Annotated in this window: 21 protein-coding genes; 4 read left to right on the top strand and 17 right to left on the bottom strand. The window is 59.3% G+C overall.

Going from position 1 to position 23719, the window contains the following annotated elements; genetic code table 11:
- Positions 1-67 precede the first annotated feature (67 nt).
- The 4 genes from pncC to mltB form a co-directional block, all read right to left on the bottom strand.
- Positions 68-562 (bottom strand): nicotinamide-nucleotide amidase, encoded by a 495-nt coding sequence (pncC, locus tag MXF20_RS13945; RefSeq protein WP_325969873.1) that lies wholly within the window; start codon positions 560-562, stop codon positions 68-70.
- Positions 563-664: 102 nt separating this feature from the next.
- The gene (gene tam, locus MXF20_RS13940; RefSeq protein ID WP_325969871.1) at positions 665-1441 is read right to left on the bottom strand and encodes a trans-aconitate 2-methyltransferase; all 777 of its coding nucleotides are present in this window, start codon (positions 1439-1441) and stop codon (positions 665-667) included.
- A 211-nt stretch (positions 1442-1652) separates the two neighbouring features.
- Positions 1653-1988 carry a zinc ribbon domain-containing protein YjdM gene (locus MXF20_RS13935; RefSeq protein WP_125311004.1) on the bottom strand — a complete coding sequence of 112 codons (336 nt, stop codon included), beginning with the start codon at positions 1986-1988 and terminating at the stop codon, positions 1653-1655.
- A gap of 86 nt (positions 1989-2074) precedes the next feature.
- Entirely contained in the window at positions 2075-3157 is a 1083-nt protein-coding gene (gene mltB, locus MXF20_RS13930) for a lytic murein transglycosylase B (protein WP_125311006.1), read from the bottom strand.
- Positions 3158-3480: 323 nt separating this feature from the next.
- Here mltB and MXF20_RS13925 point away from each other — a divergent pair, with 323 nt between their 5' ends.
- The 4 genes from MXF20_RS13925 to mutS all read left to right on the top strand — a co-directional run bounded on the left by MXF20_RS13925 (position 3481) and on the right by mutS (position 10185).
- A complete protein-coding gene (locus MXF20_RS13925; protein ID WP_325969866.1) occupies positions 3481-4023 on the top strand; it encodes a fimbrial protein in 543 nt (180 codons plus the stop codon).
- A 43-nt stretch (positions 4024-4066) separates the two neighbouring features.
- On the top strand, positions 4067-4783 hold the full coding sequence (locus tag MXF20_RS13920) for a fimbria/pilus periplasmic chaperone (RefSeq protein ID WP_325969863.1): 717 nt from the start codon (positions 4067-4069) through the stop codon (positions 4781-4783).
- A 90-nt stretch (positions 4784-4873) separates the two neighbouring features.
- The gene (locus tag MXF20_RS13915; RefSeq protein WP_325969862.1) at positions 4874-7387 is read left to right on the top strand and encodes a fimbria/pilus outer membrane usher protein; all 2514 of its coding nucleotides are present in this window, start codon (positions 4874-4876) and stop codon (positions 7385-7387) included.
- 254 nt (positions 7388-7641) lie between these two features.
- Positions 7642-10185 carry a DNA mismatch repair protein MutS gene (gene mutS, locus MXF20_RS13910; RefSeq protein ID WP_325969861.1) on the top strand — a complete coding sequence of 848 codons (2544 nt, stop codon included), beginning with the start codon at positions 7642-7644 and terminating at the stop codon, positions 10183-10185.
- A 95-nt stretch (positions 10186-10280) separates the two neighbouring features.
- Here the strand turns inward: mutS and rpoS are convergent, their stop codons facing one another.
- From rpoS to MXF20_RS13845, 13 genes are all read right to left on the bottom strand, one after another.
- On the bottom strand, positions 10281-11273 hold the full coding sequence (gene rpoS / locus MXF20_RS13905) for an RNA polymerase sigma factor RpoS (RefSeq protein WP_021507339.1): 993 nt from the start codon (positions 11271-11273) through the stop codon (positions 10281-10283).
- Between the two features lie 50 nt (positions 11274-11323).
- Positions 11324-12448: a murein hydrolase activator NlpD gene (gene nlpD / locus MXF20_RS13900; RefSeq protein WP_325969859.1), complete on the bottom strand. Its 1125-nt coding sequence runs from the start codon at positions 12446-12448 to the stop codon at positions 11324-11326.
- 166 nt (positions 12449-12614) lie between these two features.
- Positions 12615-13241: a protein-L-isoaspartate(D-aspartate) O-methyltransferase gene (locus MXF20_RS13895; protein WP_325969858.1), complete on the bottom strand. Its 627-nt coding sequence runs from the start codon at positions 13239-13241 to the stop codon at positions 12615-12617.
- Between the two features lie 385 nt (positions 13242-13626).
- Positions 13627-15471, bottom strand: coding sequence for a glycoside hydrolase family 9 protein (locus MXF20_RS13890; protein ID WP_325969857.1), 1845 nt, complete (start codon positions 15469-15471; stop codon positions 13627-13629).
- A gap of 11 nt (positions 15472-15482) precedes the next feature.
- Positions 15483-16877, bottom strand: a complete 1395-nt coding sequence (locus MXF20_RS13885; protein WP_325969856.1) for an OprD family outer membrane porin — start codon at positions 16875-16877, stop codon at positions 15483-15485.
- A 79-nt stretch (positions 16878-16956) separates the two neighbouring features.
- A complete protein-coding gene (locus MXF20_RS13880; protein WP_325969854.1) occupies positions 16957-18324 on the bottom strand; it encodes a PTS transporter subunit EIIC in 1368 nt (455 codons plus the stop codon).
- A 30-nt stretch (positions 18325-18354) separates the two neighbouring features.
- Positions 18355-19425 (bottom strand): SIS domain-containing protein, encoded by a 1071-nt coding sequence (locus tag MXF20_RS13875; protein ID WP_325969852.1) that lies wholly within the window; start codon positions 19423-19425, stop codon positions 18355-18357.
- Positions 19426-19582: 157 nt separating this feature from the next.
- Positions 19583-20626, bottom strand: a complete 1044-nt coding sequence (locus MXF20_RS13870) for a LacI family DNA-binding transcriptional regulator (RefSeq protein WP_325969850.1) — start codon at positions 20624-20626, stop codon at positions 19583-19585.
- Positions 20627-20641: 15 nt separating this feature from the next.
- The gene (gene truD, locus MXF20_RS13865) at positions 20642-21685 is read right to left on the bottom strand and encodes a tRNA pseudouridine(13) synthase TruD (RefSeq protein ID WP_325969848.1); all 1044 of its coding nucleotides are present in this window, start codon (positions 21683-21685) and stop codon (positions 20642-20644) included.
- Positions 21682-22164 (bottom strand): 2-C-methyl-D-erythritol 2,4-cyclodiphosphate synthase, encoded by a 483-nt coding sequence (gene ispF / locus MXF20_RS13860; RefSeq protein WP_325969896.1) that lies wholly within the window; start codon positions 22162-22164, stop codon positions 21682-21684. The genes truD and ispF overlap by 4 nt, the downstream gene beginning before the upstream one ends.
- Positions 22164-22880, bottom strand: a complete 717-nt coding sequence (gene ispD / locus MXF20_RS13855) for a 2-C-methyl-D-erythritol 4-phosphate cytidylyltransferase (protein ID WP_325969847.1) — start codon at positions 22878-22880, stop codon at positions 22164-22166. The genes ispF and ispD overlap by 1 nt, the downstream gene beginning before the upstream one ends.
- A 3-nt stretch (positions 22881-22883) precedes the next feature.
- Positions 22884-23201, bottom strand: coding sequence for a cell division protein FtsB (gene ftsB, locus MXF20_RS13850; protein ID WP_325969846.1), 318 nt, complete (start codon positions 23199-23201; stop codon positions 22884-22886).
- A 169-nt stretch (positions 23202-23370) separates the two neighbouring features.
- On the bottom strand, positions 23371-23691 hold the full coding sequence (locus MXF20_RS13845; protein ID WP_021507351.1) for a DUF3561 family protein: 321 nt from the start codon (positions 23689-23691) through the stop codon (positions 23371-23373).
- Positions 23692-23719 lie beyond the last annotated feature (28 nt).

Here is a 23719-nt window from a genome sequence, read left to right as displayed (position 1 = left end):
CGGGCACCGTGTATGCCTGCTCGTTCTGTTGCCGCTAATTATACTGTATAGTCATACAGTATCAAGTTTAATTTGTCAGAAATTCATCCAGCAGCGCCTGCAGCGCCCAGCTGACCGACTGACGCCGGACGGCATCGCGATCGCCGGCAAATTGCTGCCGCTGCGCCAGCACGCGGCCCTCCGGACCCGCCAGCGCAAACCAGACGGTGCCGACCGGCTTCTCTGCCGTGCCGCCATCCGGTCCGGCGATGCCGCTCACCGCAATACCGTAGCCAGCGCCGGCCGCCGCACAGGCGCCGGTCACCATTTCGCGTACCGTTTGCTCGCTGACGGCACCGTGCTGCGCCAGCGTCGCCGCCTGCACGCCGACCATCTGCTGCTTGGCCTCATTGCTGTAGGTGACGAAGCCGCGTTCAAACCAGGCCGAACTGCCGCTGATATCAGTAAACACTTTGGCAATCCAGCCGCCGGTGCAGGACTCCGCCGCCGTTACCGTCGCCTGACGACGCCTGAGCTGTTCGCCAATACGACGACTAAGCTGCTGAAGTTGTTCGTCGTTCATCGCCTTCTCCTGTTGTGGCGCTTCACGTTAGCAGTAAATGGTGCGGCGACAAGCCCTTTTCAACCGCCGCCGTCGCATTTTGCGTGCTGCGTTCCGGTAGGGTCAGCGCGTTTTCACCGCCACCATAAATAAACGCGGGAAGGCCAGCAAAACCTGCCCGTTGCTGCGCGTCGGGTAGGCGGTCAGCAACGCCTGATGGTAATCGTGTAAAAAGTCAGCCTGCTGCGCCTCATCCAGCGCGGCAAGGAACGGACGCAACCCGGTGGCACGCAGCCAGGTGATGATCGCCTGCGCATCCGCCATCGGATGATAGTAAGTGGTGCGCCAGATATCGACCTGACAGCCCGCATCGCATAATAAATCATAGTAGCGATCGCTGCTCAGCAGGCGTTTACGTTCTGCCGCCTGAGGCGAAATATGCGCCTGCCAGCGCGTACTGGCGGCCACCTCTCGCATCAGACGATGCGACGGCTCCTGCAGGTTATCCGGCATTTGCACCGCCAGCGCCCCGCCCGGAGCCAGCTGGTTTACCAGATGCGGCAACAAGGTTTCGTGATCGGTTAACCATTGCAGCGATGCATTGGCATAAATGACCTGCTGTGGCTGCTCAGGCTGCCAGCTGCGGATATCGGCCTGACAAAAATCGCAGTCCGGCAGACGTTGCTGCGCCTGTTCCAGCATCGCCTCAGAGCTGTCGATGCCGGTGATGTGCGCCTGCGGCCACGCCTGCGCCAGTAGTTCCGTGCTGTTGCCCGGGCCACATCCCAGGTCGGTAGCAAAGTGCACCTCGTGGACGGGAATACGCGCCAGCAGCTCCTGTGCCGGACGCGTACGCTCAGATTCAAACTGACGATACAGCTGGGGATTCCAGTCTTGCATAGCAACGCTCCTGTCGGTGTGGAAGAGTCACACACTACCTGTTTTGCTGCGCGAGGCGCGAAGAGAAAAGTGCGGTTGCCGGAAAAGTGTGAGTGGCACAGCGGAATCAGAACAGCAGGTTCGGGCGCGGCGATATCGCGCTGGCGAGGCTGTGGTTACCAGCCCAACCAGAAGGGGGAAAGCAACAGGACGGCACATGGCCGTCCTGCAATTAGTTCTTTTTCACAAACTCAGATTTGAGTTTCATCGGACCAAAGCCGTCAATTTTGCAATCGATATTGTGGTCACCTTCGACCAGACGAATGCTTTTTACTTTGGTGCCGATTTTCAGGGTGGAAGAGCTGCCTTTCACCTTGAGATCTTTCACTACCGTTACGCTATCGCCATCTGCCAGCAGGTTACCGTTGGCATCGCGCACCACCAGCCCTTCGCTGCTGTCGTCCGCGCTGGCGGACCAGATATGGCCGCAGGAAGGGCAGTTCAGGTTTTCACCATCCTGCCAGGTGTAATCTGCCTGGCATGCCGGGCAGGCAGGTAAAGTCGTCATACAGGTTCCTCAGAGATCGGTATGCGGTAAAGAAGGCACCGCAAAACGGGCGCCATCTTATACCCTCATACTTTATAAGGACAGCATTAAAGCATATTGCCCTGACGCGCCTGAGCGACCGCCTGCCCCAACTGCCACACCGCCATGGCATAGTGCGTGCTGTGGTTGTAGCGCGTAATTACGTAGAAATTGGGCAGACCGTACCAGTATTGATAGCTGGTACCGAGGTCCAGCCGCAGCAGGCTGACCTGGCTATTGCCGTCCAGCGAACCCTGCGGTGCCAGGCCGCTGGCCGCCAGTGTGCTGACCGGATAAGAGGTTTTGAAACCGTTATCCAGCGCCGGCGCCTGACCGCTGGCGGGCACCGCGACATTTTCACCGCTACGCCAGCCGTGAGCTTTGAAATAGTTGGCAACGCTGCCGATGGCATCGACCGGATCCCACAGGTTGATATGGCCGTCGCCGTTAAAATCGACCGCATACTGCTTATAGGAGGACGGCATAAACTGGCCGTAACCCATGGCACCGGCGAAAGAGCCGCGCAGATCCAGCGGATCGTCCTGTTCGGTGCGCGCCATCAGCAGGAAGGTTTCCAGCTCGCTGCTGAAATAAGCGGCACGACGTGGATAGCTAAACGACAGCGTGGCCAGCGCATCGAGCAGACGGGTTTTACCCATCACCCGGCCCCAGCGCGTTTCCACCCCGATAATTCCGACGATGATCTCCGGCGGTACGCCATATACCTGCTGGGCGCGCTGCAGCGCATCCTGATACTGATTCCAGAAGGCGACGCCGTTCTGCACGTTATCCGGGGTGATGAATTTATTGCGATAGCGAATCCACGCACCGTTCGGCCCGCTCGGCGGCGTATAGCTCGGCGCCTGCTGATCCATCAGGCGCAGCACGTAATCCAGTCGCTTCGCCTGGCCAATGACCGCATGCAGCTGATCGCGGTTGAAACCGTGCTTCGCCACCATCTGATCGATAAATTGTTCCGCCGCCGGATTACCGGCAAAGTCGCCAAACATCGGCTGAATGGCGTGAGAAGGCTCCAGTAAAAAGCCGCCTTTTGGTGCAGGCACAACGGCGGATTGCTGCTGGGGTGCAGGCTTACTGCTGCAGGCAGCAAGCAAACAAATAAGCGGAAGAAGAGCAACCTTAAAACGCATCGGATATCCATAAGCCAGATGAAACACGAGTGCTCATGGTAATCGTTCAACGAAGCGACTTACAGAGCAATGTCGTAAATTTACGCCCCCATACACCGGGTTCAATTTTTGATCATTTTGTAGTCCGCAACTTACAAGTCGAAACATCCCGTCTGATTTTTCTCATCTTCACGCTGACTGAATATATCCCCGTGCCGGAGATACCGGACGCGCCAGTGTCGGTGCCTTAGGTACCTTCAGCAAAGAAAGGACGCTTCGTCCCGGAGTGCTCACCTGCACGCAGGCATTCCGCTCCCCTCATAACACGCATATGGATAGTAAAAATGAAAAAATTAACGCTTCTTTCCGCTCTGGTCGCGATGGCTGCCGTATCAGGTGCACAGGCCGCCTCTTCGGGCACCATTACCTTCAACGGTGAACTGACCGCGTCTACCTGCGACGTCTCCGTCGACGGCAAAGGCCCAAGCTCGACTGTCGTGCTGCCAACGCTGAGCACCAGCGCTTTCCAGAAAGCGGGTGAAACCGGTGGTACGACGAAGTTCCTCATGACGCTGACTAACTGTAAGGGCACGCTGCAGACCGCGTCCGCCTTTTTTGAAGCCGGTCCGAGCGTCGACATGACCAGCGGCCGTCTGAAAAACACCACCGGCAGCGCCACCAACGTACAGCTGCAGCTGCTGGATGGCTCAAGCACCACTCAGGCACCGATTGATGTAGGTAACAGCAACCAGATGACCAACACCCAGTACGTGGATATCTCCAGCGGTAAAAACACCCTGCCCTACGCCGTACGTTACTACGCGACTAACGCCGCGACGGCCGGCACCGTGGTGAGCAACGTCACCTACTCCATTCAGTACAAATAATTTTTCGGGGGCTGATGCTGCCCCCTTTCTTTCTGGAGCTTCCATGCGTTGCAACACCGGGCGCGCGGCCGTGTCCGCGCTTTTATTGACTCTGCTTGCCCTGCTGTCCGGCGGTGCGCAGGCAGGAATTGTAATTAACGGTACGCGGGTTATTTATCCGCAAAAAGAGAAGAGCGTCACCGTTCAGCTGAGTAATGAAGGAACCGCGCCAGTGCTGGTGCAGAGCTGGCTGGACAAGGGCGATATGAATGCCAACCCGCAAACGCTGCAGGTGCCCTTTGTTTTGACGCCGCCGATTAACCGCATCGAGCCGAAACAGGGGCAAACGCTGCGCATCAGCTATACCGGCCAGCCGCTACCGGCGGATCGTGAAAGCGTGTTCTGGCTAAACGTGCTGGAAATACCATCGAAACCAGCAGATGCCAGCAATAACAACTTTTTGCAGATGGCCTTCCGCACGCGCATCAAGCTGTTTTTCCGGCCGACCGGACTGCCAGGCACGCCAGCGGAAGCCGCCAAATCCCTGCGCTGGACGCTGCATAACGGCGAAGTCACGGCCACCAACGCCTCACCCTGGCACGTTTCGCTGGTCTCGGTGCGCGTAAAAGCGAGCAATGCACCCGCAGTCAGTGCAGAGATGGTCGCGCCGCAGAGTCATGCCAGCTTCAGGCTGGCGGGCGCGGCGAGCGGCAAAACCCTTGTGGCTGATTGGGTGAATGATTACGGCGCCATCGTCTCCAGCGAAGCCGTTATTGACTGACGATCGGTCTGAACCTGCATAAACAAGTCTGTTATGGCCACTAAAAATCAATTATTAAAAGCAGCGCGGCCCTCCGCCGCCGTCAAAAGATTGTTGTTATGCACAGGCTTTCTGCTTCCCGCCGTGGCGGGCGCGGAAGCGGAAAGAGACGTCGCCACCCACGTACAATTTGATCCGGCCTTTCTGAATAGCTTTGGCGGTCAGCACTATGATCTGTCGCGTTTTGCCGACGGGGCCAGCGCGACGCCAGGACGCTATCCGGCAACCGTTTATCTCAATGACAGCTTCATTGCCAGCGAAGACGTGGAGCTGCAGCAGCAAGGCCAGCGCGTCACGCCCTGTTTATCGCCGGACCTGCTGGCGCTGATCACCTTCCGCGAGTCGCAGCTCTCTGCCGCTATGCGTCAGGCGCTGGCTCAGCCCGCCGCCTGTACCGACCTGGCGGCGCTGATGCCGGATGCGCGCGTGCGTTTTAACAGCAGTGAGCAACGTCTGGATATCTCCGTACCGCAGCGTTATCTGGATAATCATGCCTTTGGTGAAGTCAGTCCGTCGCGCTGGGATCGCGGTATTAACGGCGGCCTGCTCGGCTATAGCCTCAATGCCTGGCAAAACACCACGCGCTACGGCAACGAAAACTCGCTGTATGCACAGGTTAACGCCGGCTTTAACGTCGCCGGCTGGTACTTTCGCCACAACGGCGTGTTTAATCAGGGCAGCGCGACGGGTGCGCGCTATAGCGCGCTGAACAGCTATATGCAGCGCGACATTACGCCGCTGCGCGCGCGTCTGCTGGCCGGTGAATCGGCTACCTCCGGCGTAGTGTTTGATACCCTGCCGTTTACCGGCGTTGAGCTGGCCACCGATGAACGCATGCTGCCCGCTTCACAGCGTGGCTATGCGCCCGATATTCGCGGCATCGCACGCACCAACGCCCGCGTCACCGTGCGTCAGGCCGGCCAGGTCATTTATGAAACCACGGTTTCACCCGGTGAATTTCTAATTAACGATCTCTATCCCACCGGCTATGGCGGCGATCTGGAGGTGACCGTAACCGAAGCGGACGGCAGCGTGCAGCGCTTCAGCGTGCCTTATGCTTCAGTCGCGCAGCTGCTGCGTCCCGGTACGTCGCGCTACTCGCTGACCGGAGGGCGGCTGCGCAGTGATTTTGTCGCCGGACGTCCCGCGCTGTATCAGGGCACTATCCAGCATGGTCTGACCAACGCCCTCACCGTCTATAGCGGCATGCAGCTTAGCCAGAATTACTATGCGCTGCTGTTCGGCGGTGCGGTATCCACACCGATTGGCGCTGTCGCGGCCGACGTAACGCAGGCGCGTGCCCATCTGAGCAAGGATGGCGACAGCATGAGTGGGCAAAGCTACCGCCTGAGCTGGAACAAAACCATTACCGACACCGGCAGCAATATTTCGCTGGCCACCTACCGCTTTTCCACCAGCGGCTTTATGGATTTCATGACCGCCATCCAGTCACGCGAAGCGGTCCTGCAGGGTGCCGATGCCAGTGGCTTTAGCCGGGTAAAAAATCGCGCCACGCTCACCGCTTCACAGACATTACCACCCGCGTGGGGGCAGTTTTATGTCAGCGGTTCGGTGCAAAACTACTGGAACAATCACGGTAGCGATGTGCAGTATCAGCTGGGTTACAGCAACCGCTATCGCTCAGTTACCTGGGGCATCAGCGCTGGCCGCTCGCGCAATCGTCAGGGCATGCAGCAGGATACGTGGCTGTTTTCGCTGAGCTTCCCGCTGGGAAGCGACGACAGCGCGCATCAGCCTTACATGCGCCTCGACTGGAACCGTGATAGTCAGGGCGGCAATAGCCAGCAGGCGTCGGTTTCCGGCAATCTGGGTGCCGACAATCAGTTTGGCTATAGCGTTACCGGCAGCCACGACGTGCGTAACGGCGACAGCGGCTCGCTCAACGGTCAGTACCGTGCACCGTGGAGCAGCCTGAATGCCAGCGCGGCCCAGGGCAACGGTTACCGGAGCCTGTCAGCGGGTGCCAGCGGCACGCTACTGGTACACAGCGGCGGCGTGACGCCGTCGCCTTACAGCGGTGAAACCTTCGCATTGGTCGAGGCGAAAGGTGCGCACGGTGCGAACGTGTCCGGCTATCCGGGGGTGGAAATCGATAGATTTGGCTATGCGGCCGTGCCGTACCTCAATCCGTATCAGCTCAACGATATCGCCATCGACACTAAAAATGCGCCGGAAGATCTGGAGCTGAACAACACGCAGCAGCGCGTCGCTCCCTGGGCCGGTGCCATGGTAAAAGTGAGCTTCAACGCTCAGCGCGGCCTGCCGCTGCTGATTAACGGCAGCATAGCCGGCAAGCCGCTGCCGTTTGGTGCCGACGTACTGGATGCCAGCGGCGCCAGCGTCGGCAGTACCGGCCAGGGCGGCCAGCTCTACGCACGCGTGCATCAGCCACAGGGGATTCTGACGGTGCGCTGGGGCAGCAACCGTGATGAACGATGCCAGCTGCCTTATCGCCTGCCCGACGTGCGGGAAGGCGAGAAAGTGACGCTGACCGAACTGACGCTAACCTGCACCGTGGCGGCAAGCCCGTCGGCCCGTGGTTAAGGCGCGTAATTTGCGCGCTGGCTCCACAGTTTTCCCTGCCACGTAAAATTTGTTTTTTCCCGCCTGACGCAATTTGTTATGGTCGCCAGCCAGAAACATCGGCTGGCGGATGAAGCGAGCTGCGCAAAAATGCTAACATCTGCCCTTTCGTTATCCGCCAGCGTGATAACCATCCATCCCGGCTGTCACTGTCCAGCCAGCGGTAATTAAAAGAGTGAATCCTGAGTGAGAATGAGATGAAAGGAGCAGAGCAAATGGACTTCAGTGGCCATACCCCCATGATGCAGCAATACCTGCGCCTGAAGGCCGATCATCCTGACATCCTGCTGTTTTATCGCATGGGCGATTTCTACGAGCTGTTTTATGACGATGCTAAACGCGCCTCGCAGCTGCTGGAAATCTCGCTGACCAAACGCGGCGCGTCCGCCGGGGAACCGATCCCGATGGCCGGTGTGCCCTATCATGCCGTTGAAGGCTACCTGGCGAAGCTGGTTCAGCTGGGCGAATCGGTGGCGATCTGCGAGCAGATTGGCGATCCGGCGCTGAGCAAAGGGCCGGTTGAGCGTAAAGTGGTGCGCATTGTGACGCCCGGCACCATCAGCGATGAAGCGTTGCTGCAGGAGCGCCAGGATAATCTGCTGGCGGCCATTTTCCAGAGCCAGCGCGGTTTTGGCTATGCCACGCTGGATATCAGTTCCGGTCGTTTCCGCCTCTGCGAACCGGACGATGTCGAAACCATGGCGGCCGAACTGCAGCGCACCAATCCGGCAGAATTGCTCTATCCGGAGGATTTACAGGCCATGACGCTGATCGATCAGCGCCGTGGCCTGCGTCGCCGTCCGCTGTGGGAATTTGAAATCGACACCGCGCGCCAGCAGCTCAACCTGCAGTTTGGCACGCGCGATCTCAGCGGCTTTGGCGTCGAGCAGGCGCATCTGGCGCTGCGCGCGGCGGGCTGCCTGCTGCAATATGTCAAAGATACCCAGCGCACTTCGTTGCCGCATATCCGTTCGCTAAGCATGGAGCGCCAGCAGGACAGCGTCATCATGGATGCGGCTACCCGGCGCAATCTGGAGATCACCCAGAATCTGGCAGGCGGCAGCGAAAATACGCTCGCGGCGGTGCTGGATAAAACCGTCACGCCGATGGGCAGCCGCATGCTGAAGCGCTGGCTGCATATGCCGCTGCGCGACGTGGCGACCATCACGCGCCGCCAGGAATCGATTGCCGAATTGCAGTCGCTCAGTGAGGATCTGCAGCCGGTGCTGCGTCAGGTGGGCGATCTGGAGCGTATTCTGGCTCGTCTGGCACTGCGCACTGCGCGTCCGCGCGATCTGGCGCGCATGCGTCATGCCTTCCAGCAGTTGCCAGCGCTCAATGCTCTGTTAGAGAGCGTCGCCGCGCCCCATCTCAATGCGCTGCGCGATCGGATGGGTGATTTCAGCGAATTGCGCGAACTGCTTGAGAACGCCATCATTGAATCGCCGCCGGTGCTGGTGCGCGACGGCGGCGTTATCGCGCCCGGCTATAACGCCGAGCTGGATGAGTGGCGCGCGCTGGCTGACGGTGCCAGTGACTATCTCGATCGCCTGGAGATCCGCGAACGCGAGAAACTGGGGCTGGATACGCTTAAGGTCGGCTTCAACGCCGTACACGGCTATTACATACAGGTCAGCCGCGGACAGAGCCATCTGGTGCCCATCCATTACGTGCGCCGTCAGACGCTGAAAAACGCTGAGCGCTACATCATTCCCGAGCTGAAAGAGTACGAAGACAAAGTACTGACTTCAAAAGGTAAAGCGCTGGCGCTGGAGAAGGGCCTGTATGACGAGCTGTTCGATCGCCTGTTACCGCACCTTGAAGCGCTGCAGCTGAGCGCCGCGGCGCTGGCTGAGCTGGATGTGCTGTCGAACCTCGCCGAGCGCGCCTGGACGCTCAACTACTGCCGCCCGGTGCTGCAGGAGAAAGCCGGCATTCGCATCACCGCCGGTCGCCATCCGGTGGTGGAGCAGGTGCTAAAAGAGCCGTTCATTGCCAACCCGCTGTCGCTCTCGATGCAGCGTCGCATGCTGATCATTACCGGCCCCAACATGGGCGGTAAAAGTACCTACATGCGGCAGACGGCCCTGATTGCGCTGATGGCGTGGATCGGCAGCTATGTGCCGGCGGAAGAGACGGTGATCGGCCCGATCGATCGCATCTTTACCCGCGTCGGTGCCGCCGACGATCTCGCCTCCGGCCGCTCTACCTTTATGGTGGAGATGACCGAGACCGCCAACATTCTGCATAACGCCACCGAAAACAGCCTGGTGCTGATGGACGAGATCGGCCGCGGAACGTCAACCTATGACGGCCTGTCACTTGCCTGGGCCTGTGCCGAAAGCCTGGCGAATCGCATCAAAGCCATGACGCTGTTTGCTACCCACTACTTCGAGCTCACTACCCTGCCGGAGAAAATGGAAGGCGTGGTGAATGTGCATCTGGATGCGGTGGAACACGGTGACACCATTGCCTTCATGCACAGCGTGCAGGATGGCGCAGCCAGTAAAAGCTACGGTCTGGCCGTGGCGGCGCTGGCCGGTGTGCCGAAAGAGGTAATTAAACGTGCGCGCCACAAGCTGAAAGAGCTGGAAGCGCTGTCGGGCAGTTCTGCCGGCTCAACGGTGGAAGGCGCACAACTGCCGCTGCTGGTGGCGGAAACCTCACCGGCGGTGGATGCGCTGGAAGCACTTGATCCGGACAGCCTGACGCCCAAACAGGCGCTGGAGTGGATTTACCGTCTCAAAACTCTGGTATAACGTGTCGCCGGAGCGTGCACCGCGCGCGCCGGCCTGAACGACAGGCATAAAAAAACGGTGACCTTGTGGTCACCGTTTTTATTGCCAGCTACGGCTTATTCGCGAAACAGTGCTTCGATATTCAGACCCTGCGTCTGCAGAATTTCACGCAGACGACGCAGACCTTCAACCTGAATCTGACGGACACGCTCACGGGTCAAACCGATTTCGCGGCCCACATCTTCCAGCGTTGCCGCTTCATAGCCTAACAGGCCGAAACGACGCGCCAGCACTTCACGCTGCTTGGCATTCAGTTCAAACAACCACTTAACGATGCTCTGCTTCATGTCATCGTCCTGCGTGGTGTCTTCCGGACCGTTGTCTTTCTCGTCGGCCAGGATGTCCAGCAGCGCTTTCTCGGAATCACCGCCTAACGGCGTGTCAACCGACGTAATGCGCTCGTTGAGACGCAACATACGGCTTACGTCATCAACTGGCTTGTCCAGCTGCTCGGCGATCTCTTCCGCACTCGGCTCATGGTCCAGCTTGTGCGACAGTTCACGCGCGGTGCGCAGGTAAACGTTCAGTTCTTTAACAATGTGAATCGGCAGACGAATCGTACGGGTTTGGTTCATGATAGCCCGTTCAATGGTCTGACGAATCCACCAGGTGGCATAGGTCGAGAAGCGGAACCCGCGTTCCGGGTCAAACTTCTCTACGGCACGAATCAGGCCGAGATTACCCTCTTCAATCAGATCCAGCAGCGCCAGACCACGATTGCTATAACGGCGGGCAATTTTTACCACCAGGCGTAAGTTACTTTCGATCATGCGACGACGAGATGGAATATCACCGCGTAATGCGCGACGGGCAAAGAATACCTCTTCTTCCGCCGTTAACAGTGGTGAATAACCAATCTCGCCGAGGTAAAGCTGCGTCGCATCCAACACGCGCTGCGTCGCACCCTGTGACAGCAACTCTTCTTCAGCTACTTCATTATCACCAGGTTCGTTCTCAACGAGAGCCTTCTCATCAAAAACCTCAGCTCCGTTCTCCTCGAATTCCGCATCATCGTGTAACTCATTAACTTTCAGCGTATTCTGGCTCATAAGCGGCTCCTACCCGTGATCCAAGGGCAGAACACCAAGGTTCTGCCGGATTATCGCTGCGGTAAATAACGCAACGGGTTTACGGATTTCCCCTTGTAACGAATTTCAAAGTGCAATCTTACAGAACTGGTTCCGGTGCTACCCATGGTAGCGATTTTTTGCCCCGCCTTAACTTCCTGTTGTTCCCGGACCAGCATGGTATCGTTGTGGGCGTAGGCACTCAGGTAATCATCGTTGTGTTTGATGATGATTAAATTACCGTACCCGCGGAGCGCGTTGCCTGCGTATACCACCCTTCCCGATGCAGTGGCGACGACAGGTTGTCCACGCGACCCGGCGATATCGATTCCTTTGTTTCCGCCTTCCGCAGCGGAGAAGTTATCGATGATCTTCCCATCAGTCGGCCAACGCCAGCTTCCCACCGGCGTTGTGCTGTTCGTCGTGCTGCTGACTGTGGGCGGTGCGGTAACCGGAGCTGTGGTCGTTGCCACATTATTTGCCCCTTTCGACGGCAGCATTTTCTCGCCTGTCGAACCCGAATCATCAGAATACGTAATAACAGGTTGCTGTGCAACAGGGGTGGATTTAATTTGCGTCTGGTTGGATGCCACCGGAACGCCGCCCTGCGTGGCGTCCGCTGCGGTTATCGCGTTGCCGCCGGTGATGGTTTGGCCGTTGCCGTTACCCACCTGCAACGTCTGCCCGGCGCTCAGGCCGTAAGGTGCCGGGATGTTATTGCGCTGGGCCAGATCGCGGAAATCGTTGCCGGTAATCCAGGCAATGTAGAACAGCGTATCGCCGCGCTTAACGGTATAGGTTTCACCGCCATAACTGCCTTTAGGAATATTCCCATAATTGCGATTGTACACAATGCGACCGTTTTCGGTGGTCACGTTATTATTGCCACTAACCATTCCGCCTGCTGGCGCGGCAGATGGTGTACCACCGCTTAACATTCCACCATGCGGCATCGCCGGCACGGTGCTGTTCTGCGCGGCGATCATGCCGCCGCCCGCGGCGGGAACGGAAGTCATGCCGCTGTCGCCGCTGTTGCTGCCAATCTGGCTGATGGGGGCTTGTGTGTTGTCGCCAGAGCTACAGCCTGCCAGCCAAAAACCGACCAGTGAAAGTGCCGCCAGACGGCGTAATTGAAATACTGTGCTTCCCGTGCTCATTGATCCCCCGTGATGGCAATCCTGGATAAAACTGTGTGTCGACGTTGACGGCATGATTCACTGCCTGTGCCGTCAAAAACGCGCTTTCGCATTGATTAACAAGGATAGTAACAATATCAACTGTGCCGTGCCATGTAACGATTGTGAAGAAATACGTAAGAAGGCTTTACGCCAGATCGCCCTGCACCAGCGGCACAAAGCGCACAGGCTCGATGATTTCTTCAATAATTTCACCGTTTTGCCGGCGCAGGCGTTTAAGAACCTGTTGATCCTCGCCAACCGGCAGCACCATTTTGCCGCCTTCTCCCAGTTGCGCTATCAGCGCAGTCGGAATTTCTGGCGGTGCGGCAGTGACAATAATGGCATCGAAGGGACCACGCGCGGCCCAGCCCTGCCAGCCATCGCCGTGACGGGTGAAAATGTTATGCAGATCGAGCTGCTTCAGGCGGCGCTTTGCCTGCCACTGCAGCCCTTTGATGCGCTCAACCGAATAAACGTGATTGACCAGATGCGCGAGAATGGCGGTCTGATAGCCCGAACCGGTTCCGATTTCCAGCACGCGCGAGGTCGGGTTCAGCTCCAGCAGCGCCGTCATGCGCGCTACCATGTAAGGCTGAGAAATGGTCTGGCCGTTGCCAATCGGCAGCGCCACATTCTCCCAGGCTTTATGTTCAAAAGCCTCATCGATAAAGCGTTCACGCGGCACATCGGCGATGGCCTTCAGCAAATGCTCATCGTGAATGCCCTGCGCGCGCAGCTGGGTCAGAAGCGTTTCGATGCGCCGGTTTACCATGCCCGATTCACCTCAGCCTGGTGCCGCCCGTGGTTTGTTCCCCCCCGCGCCGCGCAGGCGGTGAGATCGGCATGCCGCAATGTCTTCACGCCAGGGAACACGCCAATGCCGGGAGTCTGAATTCCATCATCGTTGCTGAGCAATATCCGCATCTGATTCTGACCTTTTTCATTAACCGGTCCACGGCCCGCCGCGCCCGTTTTACCGCTTTCGCGGCGTAACCGGACCTGCGCTGGCGGCACAAGGATGTTTGCATTCTAGCGGTGAGGCGCGGGAAGTGGTAGGCGTAAATCACGCAACCGTAGGCAGTTGTCGCAACAATAAGCAGTCCAACCGGGCGGCAGGCAGTAAAAAGCCCGGCGTAAAGCCGGGCAGATTCAGGACATCAGTGACGATCCGGTAAGCTTACCGCATACAGATACCAGGCCGAGTGCGGCAGCCAGCCTTCTGCCCAGCGCCAGTCATCATCCTTGCGGGTAATCGCGTAGCCTTCATCAAAGGCAATACCGTCCGCCACCTGATTTGACGCACCGGTAATCCCGTTGACGATGCCACCTGGCAGCGTGGTGTATTTCCACGAGTTGAAGAACAGATAGCTGATGTGGCGATAGCCGCTGCCGGTCAGCATGCTGACATCGTACGGGTTGTGGCCGAGGATCCAGTTGAGCTGATCCCAGGCATAGCTCTGCAGCTGCTGCGTAAAGGCTTTATCGTCGGCAAACAGCGGCATCGCCTGGCGGGCGGCAGCGGCCAGCGAGGCGATACGCGCGTTTTCGCCCTGCCACCACGGCGCGGCTTCACTGTCGTGCGGGAAGAAGAAGCTGGTGCGCTTCACGCCGTCTTTCAGCTGGATCAGCTGGCGTGCATAGCCAAACGGGTTATTGCTCTCTTTGGTGACCGCCAGCTCAAAGCCCAGCGAGCGTTTTACCGTCTGGCGGATGTTCGCCTGCTGCGCCTGCGGTGCGATGCGCGCATATTCCAGCAGCGCGATCACCGGCAGACCGGCATCGGACGGATGGAAGAACGGACGTTTTTCGCCGTCGGCACGCCAGTAGTCGTGCCAGTTATCCAGCGACGTCAGTCGCGCCATCAGGCTCTCTGCACGCTGCTGCGCCGCAGCCAGATAGACCGCTTTTTGCGAGGCACGATACAGCTCGGTAGCCGCCAGCAGCGCAGTGTAATCATCCACGATGTTCTCTTTGCCGTCGTTCACCATGCGCAGATTATTTTTCTGCAGGAAGGCAAAGGCATCTTCTGCGGTTTGCAGATACTGCTGCCGCGTGAAGTTGCCATCATTCTCCATGGTGCTGGCCAGCGCCAGCGCGGCAATTGACATGCCGGCACCCGAGCGGAAGCTGGCCTGCCACGCCAGCGGGCCGACCGCCTCTTCTTCGACAATGGTGGAATCCGACTCCTTCTCTTTGATCTGCGTGCGCCAGTTTGGATTGGCGATCACCCGGTCCTGTGCCAGCTTCTCTTTGCCCGGCGATGAAATGGCCTGGAAGAAGGATTCCCCCGGCCGCTTCATGCGCACCAGGAAATCGGCACCGTACAGCCCTTCGTCGAGCATACGGCGGCGATACTCATCAAAGTTCGGGTTGTCACGCGCACCGAGATTTTGATAACCGCGCAGTAAACTCCACGCCACCAGCGGCGCCTGCTGCGGATTGAAATAAGAGGTCAGATTCTGGTGCGACAGGTGCACGCCGTAATCGCCGGTGGCGTCATACCAGCCGCCGTGAACGTCAACCGTGCCACTGCCGGTGCCCGGAGGCAGCGGCAGTTTGCGGTCCGCTTTGTCGAACAGGCCGGTGACGCGCTGGCTTTTGAAGTAGGCAATCACATCGGACAGCGTATAGCGCTCCAGCAGATCGGCACCAATAATGAACGGCCCGGAGCGCACGTCGCCGTCGCTGCTGGTGGTTTGCAGCACGTAACGGCCCGGCGTTTGCCAGCCAGAAAAATCAGCGCGATAGAAGGCGCGATCGCCCCAGCCCGCTACGTCACCCTGCGGCTGCAGCGTGCCGCTCAGCACCGCTTTATTAGTTTCATTATCCAGCAGGGTAAATTTCACCGGCGGTTTAGCGCGCGAGTCGCCGGTCAGCTGCACGATGGCGTTTTTCGGCGCGGCAACATCGTAGCCGACCTGATTGATTAAAACGTGGGTTTCGGCATGCGCCAGCCCGGCCAGTAACAGCGCTGCGGTCAGCGCGGAGAAGCGAATCCTCATGGTCATCATCCTTAGTGTCGTGAGTGATTGAACAGGCTAAAAGGGGCAATCATCATGAATTTGACGTCCTTTTCATCCTGGAAAACGTTGCCATAGCCGCCGCCCCAGCTGGGGTTATCGCTATGGTTGTTGTACGCGGTGAGATGCAGCTTAAATACCGTGTCTTTGGCCCAGCCGGACTGCACCTGCCACACCAGATCGCCGTTGATGGCGGTTTCCGTCAGGCGCTGCTGCTGCGACCAGTCACCGCCGCGCGCCGGTTTGCCGTCCCAGCCCCAGGCAAACGAGCCGCCAATGCTGACGCCCGGCCAGACGATGTCGCTGAGATCGATCATCAGGCCCGCGAACAGCGCTTTTTCGCCGTCGGCGTTGAAGTCCGATCGCGAATCCCACCACATATCGATGCGGCCCGCAGAGTTGGGATAAATCGGCGTCATCGCCACGGTGTAGTACCCCTGTTTCCCCGGTGCGTGGACCACGCTGCCCTCCAGGCGGAACTGATAGCGATCCAGCTGATACGCCAGCGTCAGGCCCTGCTGCCAGGCAAACTCATCGTAAACATCATGGCGACCGGTACGATCCTGCGAGCCGTAGAACTGCCAGCTGACGCTGAACGGGTTGTCCCACAGCGTGGTCTGGCGTGCCGCTTTGGCGAAATATTTGTCGAGATAATGTGGTGATTCGCCCCACGCCAGTTCGAGCGTGTTGCCGTTTTTGAAGTCATACTTCGCGCCCAGCGAGTGCAGATAAGGAATGCGCGTCTGCCGGTCGATTTCGCGAAACTCGTACATTTTGCGATACCACGGCGCTTTGTACTTGTTCGCCGCCATCCACGACAGCGACAGCGCGCCGGCGTCGCCGTAGTCATAGACCGCTCCGACTTCCACGCCCTGATAGGTGCCGGGCAGAAATCCCCACTGGGTGCCAAGCAGCGTCTGGCCGCTCGGCTGGATATAACCGGCCCGCAGCCAGTAGTCGCCGGCTTTAAGTTTCAGCGCGGCACGGTAGAGATCCAGCCCGTTACGTTCGCCAACGCCACGGTCTTCCCACATCGAAGGGCCGCGACTGAAGCTGATCTCATTGGGATGTGCCGGGCTGCCTTCAAACAGATCCCAGGTGGCGAAGGCCGCCACATCAACGCCCACGATATCGGCCAGATAGCCGGACTGATAATCGAGCGCGCCGGTCAGCGTGCTGTGATGCAGGTTGGTCTGATACTGCTGATAGTGCGCGCTGTCTGGATTGAGATCTTTGCGCTCGCGGTGGCGCTGCCAGTAATAAACGGTGCCCTCCAGCGTGCTGTCTTCAATAAATCCTTCCGCCAGCGCCACCGGCGGTGCCGCGCCCAGCATCAGGGTGGCCAGCGGCAGCAGCGCTGCCTTTTTTCTCCTGGTGAATGTGTTCATGACCTTTCCTTAAGGTGCACGCTGCCCTGCGAAGTGGCCGCATGCGATTTCCCTGTTTTGGTGTTAACGAATCAGCGCATCAGGCGCCGGTTTTATTCACGCTGCGCAGCGTCCAGCGGCCGTAAATCAGCGTCAGAATGAATGGGGTGAGGAAAGCCACGGCAATTGCCGCCACTTCGTAGATCATCTTCGACTCGGGGCCTTCAAACAGGCCGAGTTCAAACACGTTCAGCACCGGCAGGAAACTGTAGGTTTTCACCTGCAGCAGCCCGGTGATGCCACCGCCGAGCGCCGCACCGATGCAGCCGAAGATAAACAGCATGCGGTACTTGAGATTGACGCCGTACAGCGCCGGTTCGGTGATGCCAAAAAAGGCGGACAGCGACGCCGAGATAGCGATTTGCCGGTCGCGCAGGCTGCGGGCGATAAAGATCGCACCGGTTACCGCGCCAAACTGCCCCATCACCGCCGACATAAACATCGCCATGATGGTGTCATAGCCCTGCACCTGAATATTGATCAGCGCCAGCGGGATAATGCCCCAGTGCACGCCAAACACCACGAACAGCTGACCAATGCCCGCCAGCAGCGCGCCGGAGATCATCGGGCTGAGCTGATAGAGCCAGCTGTAGCCGCTGGCGATGCCGACACCAACGTAATCCGCCAGCGGGCCAATCACCGTGAACACCACAAAGCCGCAAATCAGCAGCGACAGGCACGGCACGAACACCAGCGCTGCCACCTCGGGGATCCACTGTTTCAGCCGGCGCTCTACCTTGCTCAGCAGCAGCACCGCCAGAATCGCCGGAATCACCGCGCCGCCGTATATCTTCAGGCTGATGCTCAGGCCGAACAGCGCGAAGTGCGCCGGCAGATCCGGCTGGGTGAGCGGAAACACCATCGCCGCCGTCAGCGCCAGCGCGGTGAAACGACTGGCACCGAAACGGTCTGCTGCGGTGACGGCAATAAACAGCGGCAGGAAGACAAACACGCCGCTCGCCAGCGCGTTGAACATGGCGAACAGCAGATCGTCGTCCGCCACCCAGCCCTGCGTCTGCAGCAGCACCATCAGGCCTTTAATCACCCCGATGCCCGCCAGCACGCCAATGTAAGGCGTAAAGATTGCGCCCAGCGTGGCCAGCATTTTGCCCGCCACGCCGCGCTCGTCTTTGCCGGGCTTCACTGGTTCGGCCACCGGCGCAGCGCCCTGCTGCATCGCCTGATACAGCTGTTCAACCTGCGGCCCGACCACAATCTGCAGCTGTCCGGACGCGTTTACCACGCGGATGACACCCGGCAGGCTGCCGATGGCCGCCATATCAACGTTTGCCAGATCGTGTATCGTCAGCCGCAGCCGCGTGGCGCAGTGAGAAATATGGCTGATGTTGTCGTCGCCGCCGACCTGCTCCCTGATGGCCTGCGCCAGCTTCACGTAATCGATTTTCATTGTGGTTATCCTTATGGCTCGCGCCCGGCGTTAGTCGTAATCACCCGGTTTGGTTTTGCTCTTCATCGCCACGCCAAAGTCGGTGAATATGCGCTGCGGCAGATTGTTGCCTTTGGCTTCCGCGATGTGATGCGCAAGGATCTGGAACGGTATGACCATCAGCAGCGGCGCAATCCATTCGCTGACCTCAACGCCAAGCGCCAGCGTGCGCGCATCATCACGTTCCCCGAGACACAGGCTCCAGACGTGCGGCGTTACGCGCTGCTCGTACTGGCGCAGCAGCTGCAGGCGTTCGCGCACCGGCGCCTCAACGTCGATGAAGAACAGCCGGTGCTGCGGATTGATTTCGAAATAAGGGCCGTGCATGAACGCTTCCAGCTCGATGCCCTGCGACGGCACGCGCACCGTTTCGCTGAATTTGGTCTCCATCTCTTTGATCACGCCAATCGCCGGTCCAAAGCCAATTGAGATAAAGCGCGGCGCGGCACTGAGATCGTCCTGCCAGCGCTGCCAGAAGCGTTCGGTGCGGGCGATGATGTCCGGAATCGCGTCGACGCCGTGCTGCAGTTGCGCCAGCGCCTGCTGCTCCTGCTCTGCGCTGAGGCGACCGCTGTGGCGCGCGCTGTGCACGCCAATCAGCATCAGCGTCAGAATCGTGGCGACATAGCCTTTAGTGACATAGCCGACGCGCTCCTCACCGTTCATGATGTCTACCGCGTGATCCACCGCCTGCGCCAGCGGACTGGTGATTTTGCTGGTGATGCCCCAGGTTGCCACGCCGTGCTGTTTTTTCAGCGCGTCGATCGCTGTCAGCGTCGAAGTGCTCTCGCCGCTTTGTGAAATCGCGATCACCAGATCGGTCGCCGGATCCCACTGCTCGTAGTGCTGAAAATGAAACGGCTCCTGCACGCTGATGCGTACGCCAGTCAGTTGCTCAACGTAATATTTGGCGCTGAGCGCGGCGTTGATGCTGGAGCCGGTGGCCAGAATCAGCACTGTTTTCGCCTTGCCCAGCACCGGTAATCCCTGCGGATAGCACGCCAGCAGATGGCTCAGCACCTCGGGTTGCTGGTGGATGTAGGTCATCATGGTGGGTTTCATTACCGCTCCTTAAACTGTTTTCCCGCCAACCTGAAAACGTTTTCAGGTTGTGAGCAACTTATTTAATGGCGCATATTAAGTCAACGTGAGGATCGTGAAATTGCGATCGCGCTAACAAAGCGCAACGAAAGCTGGCGGAACGTTTAAGGGGAGAAGATCAGGCGGATTCGCCGGAGATCAATACCGGCTTTAGCGGTGCGCTGCAGCGCGCGTGCGGGCTTAAGCTGCCGTCCAGCTGCGCCATCATCATGGTGATAATGTTTTGCCCCAGCTGCGGATTCTGGTGATCGACGCTGGTCAGGCGCGGGATAAAATATTCGCTGCCGGGAAAGCGCTCGCAGCTGATCACCGCCACCTGCGCAGGCACCTCAATGCCGCGATCGCGTAGCGCACGGATCGCGCCCATCGCCACGCGATCGTTGATCGCCACCAGCGCCTGCGGCAATTCTGCCTGCTGCCACAGCGTCTCCACGGCCTGATAGCCGTGTTCGGGATAGAAGTTATTCAGGCAGATCCAGCTGTCGCGCGGCGTGATGCCAGCCTGCTGCAGCGTGGTGTGAAAATGGCTGACGCGCTCGCGCGTCACCCACACTTTGCGCGAACCGCCAATGAACGCGATATCACGCAGGCCGCGCGCCAGCAGATGATTCACCGCCAGCTCAACGCAGTGCTGCTGGTCGCGCATTACACACGGCCAGCGGCCAGCAGGATGCGGCTGCCCCACCACCACTACCGCCATTTTGTCCATCAGCGATTCCAGCAGTGTCAGGTAGCCGGATGGAATCGGCGCGTAGTCGCTGTGACCGCCGAGCACGATCACCCCATCGATCTGGCTGTCGATAATCGACTGAAAAATCGCGCTTTCGTCATCGGCGTTTTGCGCATTGCGGTTAGCGGACTGGGTATCGTACAGGGTGATTTTATAGCCGATGGCCAGGCAGGCCTGCTGAATCTGCGCCACCAGCGTGACGAAGTACGGATTGGTAATGTCAGAGACGATTACCGCGAGCGTATAGCTCTGGCGCGATATCATGCCGCGCGCCATCAGGTTGGGGCTGAACTGATGCTCGGCGATCACCTGTTCCACCCGCGTGCGGGTTTTTTCCGACACCCATGCATGCTTGTTCAGCACGCGCGAGACGGTGGTGATCGACACGCCGGCGAGCACGGCAATATCCTTGATGGTGAGGTTTTTGCTCATGGTCGCCGGATTCGCTTATTCGTCGCCGAGCGGGGCCGCCGCGCCGTTGCTCAGCAGCTCACGCACCACGCTGGTGGCAAAACTGCCGGCCGGCAGCCAGAACTGCAGCTCAAGCGTGACGTCATCCCACCAGCTCCACTGCAGATCTTTCGGCACCACCAGCATGGCACGCCGCGCCGCATCAACGCGTTCACGCTCCAGCAGGCCCAGCAGATCGGCCGCGCCCGCCAGCTGCTGCTGTTCGAACGCCAGCGTTTCCCCCTGGGTGCCCGGCTCGCCACGTCCGGCCAGCGGCGCGGTGATGCGCAGTTCGTGGTTATCCACGCGCTGCTGCAGCGCGGGTAATTCGTCCGCCAGGGCGACAAACCAGCTGCCGCGCCCGGTGAGCTGCAGCGCATCGCCAGGCTGCACGCGGTTCAGCGCGCCGTCACGCTGCAGACGCGCGCTGGTGAGCTGATTGAACAGCTGGCTGCGCGCCGCCGACAGCAGAATACCTTTCATGCTGCGGTCACGCGGACGGAATTTCTCTTCGGCCCACAGCCGCGCCTGCGTCAGGTTATTGCCGCCGCGGCCAAAGCGCTGTTCGCCAAAGTAGTTCGGTACGCCCTGCTGCTGAATCCGCTGCAGCCGCGATTCCACCTGGGCGCGATCGGACACCTGACGTACCACCAGGCGAAACGCATTGCCCGCCAGCGCGCCGGTGCGCAGTTTGCGCTTGTGACGAATCACCTGCAGGATCTCCACGCCTTCCAGCTGGAAGCCGGCAAGGTTGGGCATTGCCGTGCCCGGCACGCGGAAGCACAGCGTCTGCTCGGTGACCGCATGGCGATCTTTCATGCCGGCATAGCTGAGATCGCGCTGATGCACGCCGAGGAATTTGGCGATTGCCTCGGCGACAAAACGCGTGTTGCAGCCAATTTTACGGATGCGCACCAGCAACTGCTCGCCTTCGCCATCATAGGGATAGCCGAGATCTTCAATCACCACGAAATCTTCCGGACTGGCTTTGATCACGCCGGTGGCCGCAGGCACGCCGTGCAGGTAATGCAGCTCACTCATGCCCGATCGGCCTTCATCAGCAGCGCTACCGCTTCGCAGGCGATGCCTTCACCGCGACCGGTGAAGCCCAGCTTTTCAGTGGTGGTGGCTTTGACGTTGACGTCATCCATGTGGCAACCGAGATCTTCGGCGATGTTAACGCGCATCTGCGGCACGTGCGGCAGCATTTTCGGAGCCTGAGCGATGATGGTGACATCAACGTTGCCGATGCGGTAGCCCTTCTGCTGGATGCGGCGCCAGGCTTCGCGCAGCAAACCGCGGCTGTCGGCGCCTTTGAATGCCGGATCGGTATCCGGGAATAGTTTGCCGATGTCGCCCATCGCCACCGCGCCGAGCAGCGCGTCGGTCAGCGCATGCAGCGCCACGTCACCGTCTGAGTGCGCAATAAAGCCCTGTTCGAAGGGAATACGCACCCCGCCAATCACCAGCGGACCTTCGCCGCCAAACGCGTGCACGTCAAAACCGTGACCGATACGCATCATGCGCGCTCCTTAAACTGAATCTGAGTGAGATAGAAGGCCGCCAGCGCCAGATCTTCCGGCCGCGTTACCTTGATATTGTCGCTGCGTCCGCTGACCAGCTCAGGATGATAGCCGCAATACTCCAGCGCCGAGGCTTCATCGGTGATGGTCGCGCCTTCATTGAGCGCGCGCGTCAGGCAGGCGGTCAGCAGCGTATGTGGGAAAAACTGCGGCGTCAGCGCATGCCACAGATCGTCGCGTTCGACGGTGTGCGCAATGGCGCTTTTGCCCGGTTCTGCGCGCTTCATGGTATCGCGCACCGGTGCCGCCAGAATGGCGCCCACTTTGCTGTGCTCACGCACTGCCAGCAGACGCGCTAAATCATCGGGGTGCAGACACGGCCGCGCCGCGTCGTGCACCAGCACCCAGGCGCTGTGGCGGATGGCCTGCAAACCGGCCAGCACCGACTCCGCGCGGGTTTCGCCGCCGGTGACGCGCAGCACGCGTGCGTCCTGCGCCAGCGGCAGGCTATCGAACCAGCCGTCATCCGGGCTGATCGGCACCACCACCTGCTTCACCGCCGGGTGCGCCAGCAGACGCGCCACGCTGTGTTCCAGCAGGGTTAACGAACCGATGGTGAGGTACTGCTTCGGACAGGCGGCCTGCATGCGGCTGCCGACACCGGCAGCCGGCACCACGGCAATCACATCCGCAGAGGAAGAGAGCTGATTCATGGTTTATCGTTGTTGATTCTGCGCAGCCTGTTGCGCATTACGTTTGTTCTGGTCTGGCACCAGGCGATAGAAAGTCTCGCCAGGCCTGATCATGCCCAGCTCGCTGCGTGCGCGCTCCTCGATCGCCTCTGAACCGCCATTGAGATCGTCAATTTCGGCAAACAGCTGATCGTTGCGTGCTTTGAGTTTGGCGTTATTCGCCTGTTGTGACACCACGTCTTCGCTGACGCGCGTGTAATCATGGATACCGTTCTTGCCCAGCCACAGAGAGTATTGCAACCATCCCAGCAGCACGAGCAGCAGTAACGTCAGTTTTCCCATCCCCGCCCCCTGAAAAACGGCTCAATCATCCCATAACTTGACGCCGGACTCCACTGCGGCAGCGAAAATGGCGCGCAAGCAGATTTGTCTGGACAAATAATGACGGGAAAGTGCCGGACGGCAGGTAAAGTTTTGTAACCTGCCGATGCGTTTGCACATCAGCGCCGGCTTACCAGCCGGAGAGAAAGGAGAACAGCAGCCAGAACAGGCATACCACCACCAGCGCGGTGATCAGCCCGCTCCACCACAGTCGGCCACGCAGCATCAGGCTGAGCACGATGCCAATCAGCACCGAAACCGGCAGCAGCGCAAGGAAAAAGGGCCAGGTGTAGAGGAAGAAGAACAGCGTGTTAGAGCCGTACAGCAGAAACGGGATGCCCAGCGCGCACCAGTACGAGAGAAAGCCGATCACGCCGCCCGGCAGCGATGAGCGTGGCTCATCCGGGGTGCGTTCATCTTTGCGTGCCAGCATGGGGGTAACGTTCTGCATAGAGATCCTGTTGACGCTAAAGCGCGGC

The sequence above is a fragment of the Pantoea dispersa genome (assembly GCF_035783935.1).
Classification (GTDB): Bacteria; Pseudomonadota; Gammaproteobacteria; order Enterobacterales; family Enterobacteriaceae; genus Pantoea; species Pantoea dispersa_C.
Note: the sequence above shows the minus strand (reverse complement) of the source record. Positions and strands in the feature narration are given on the sequence as shown.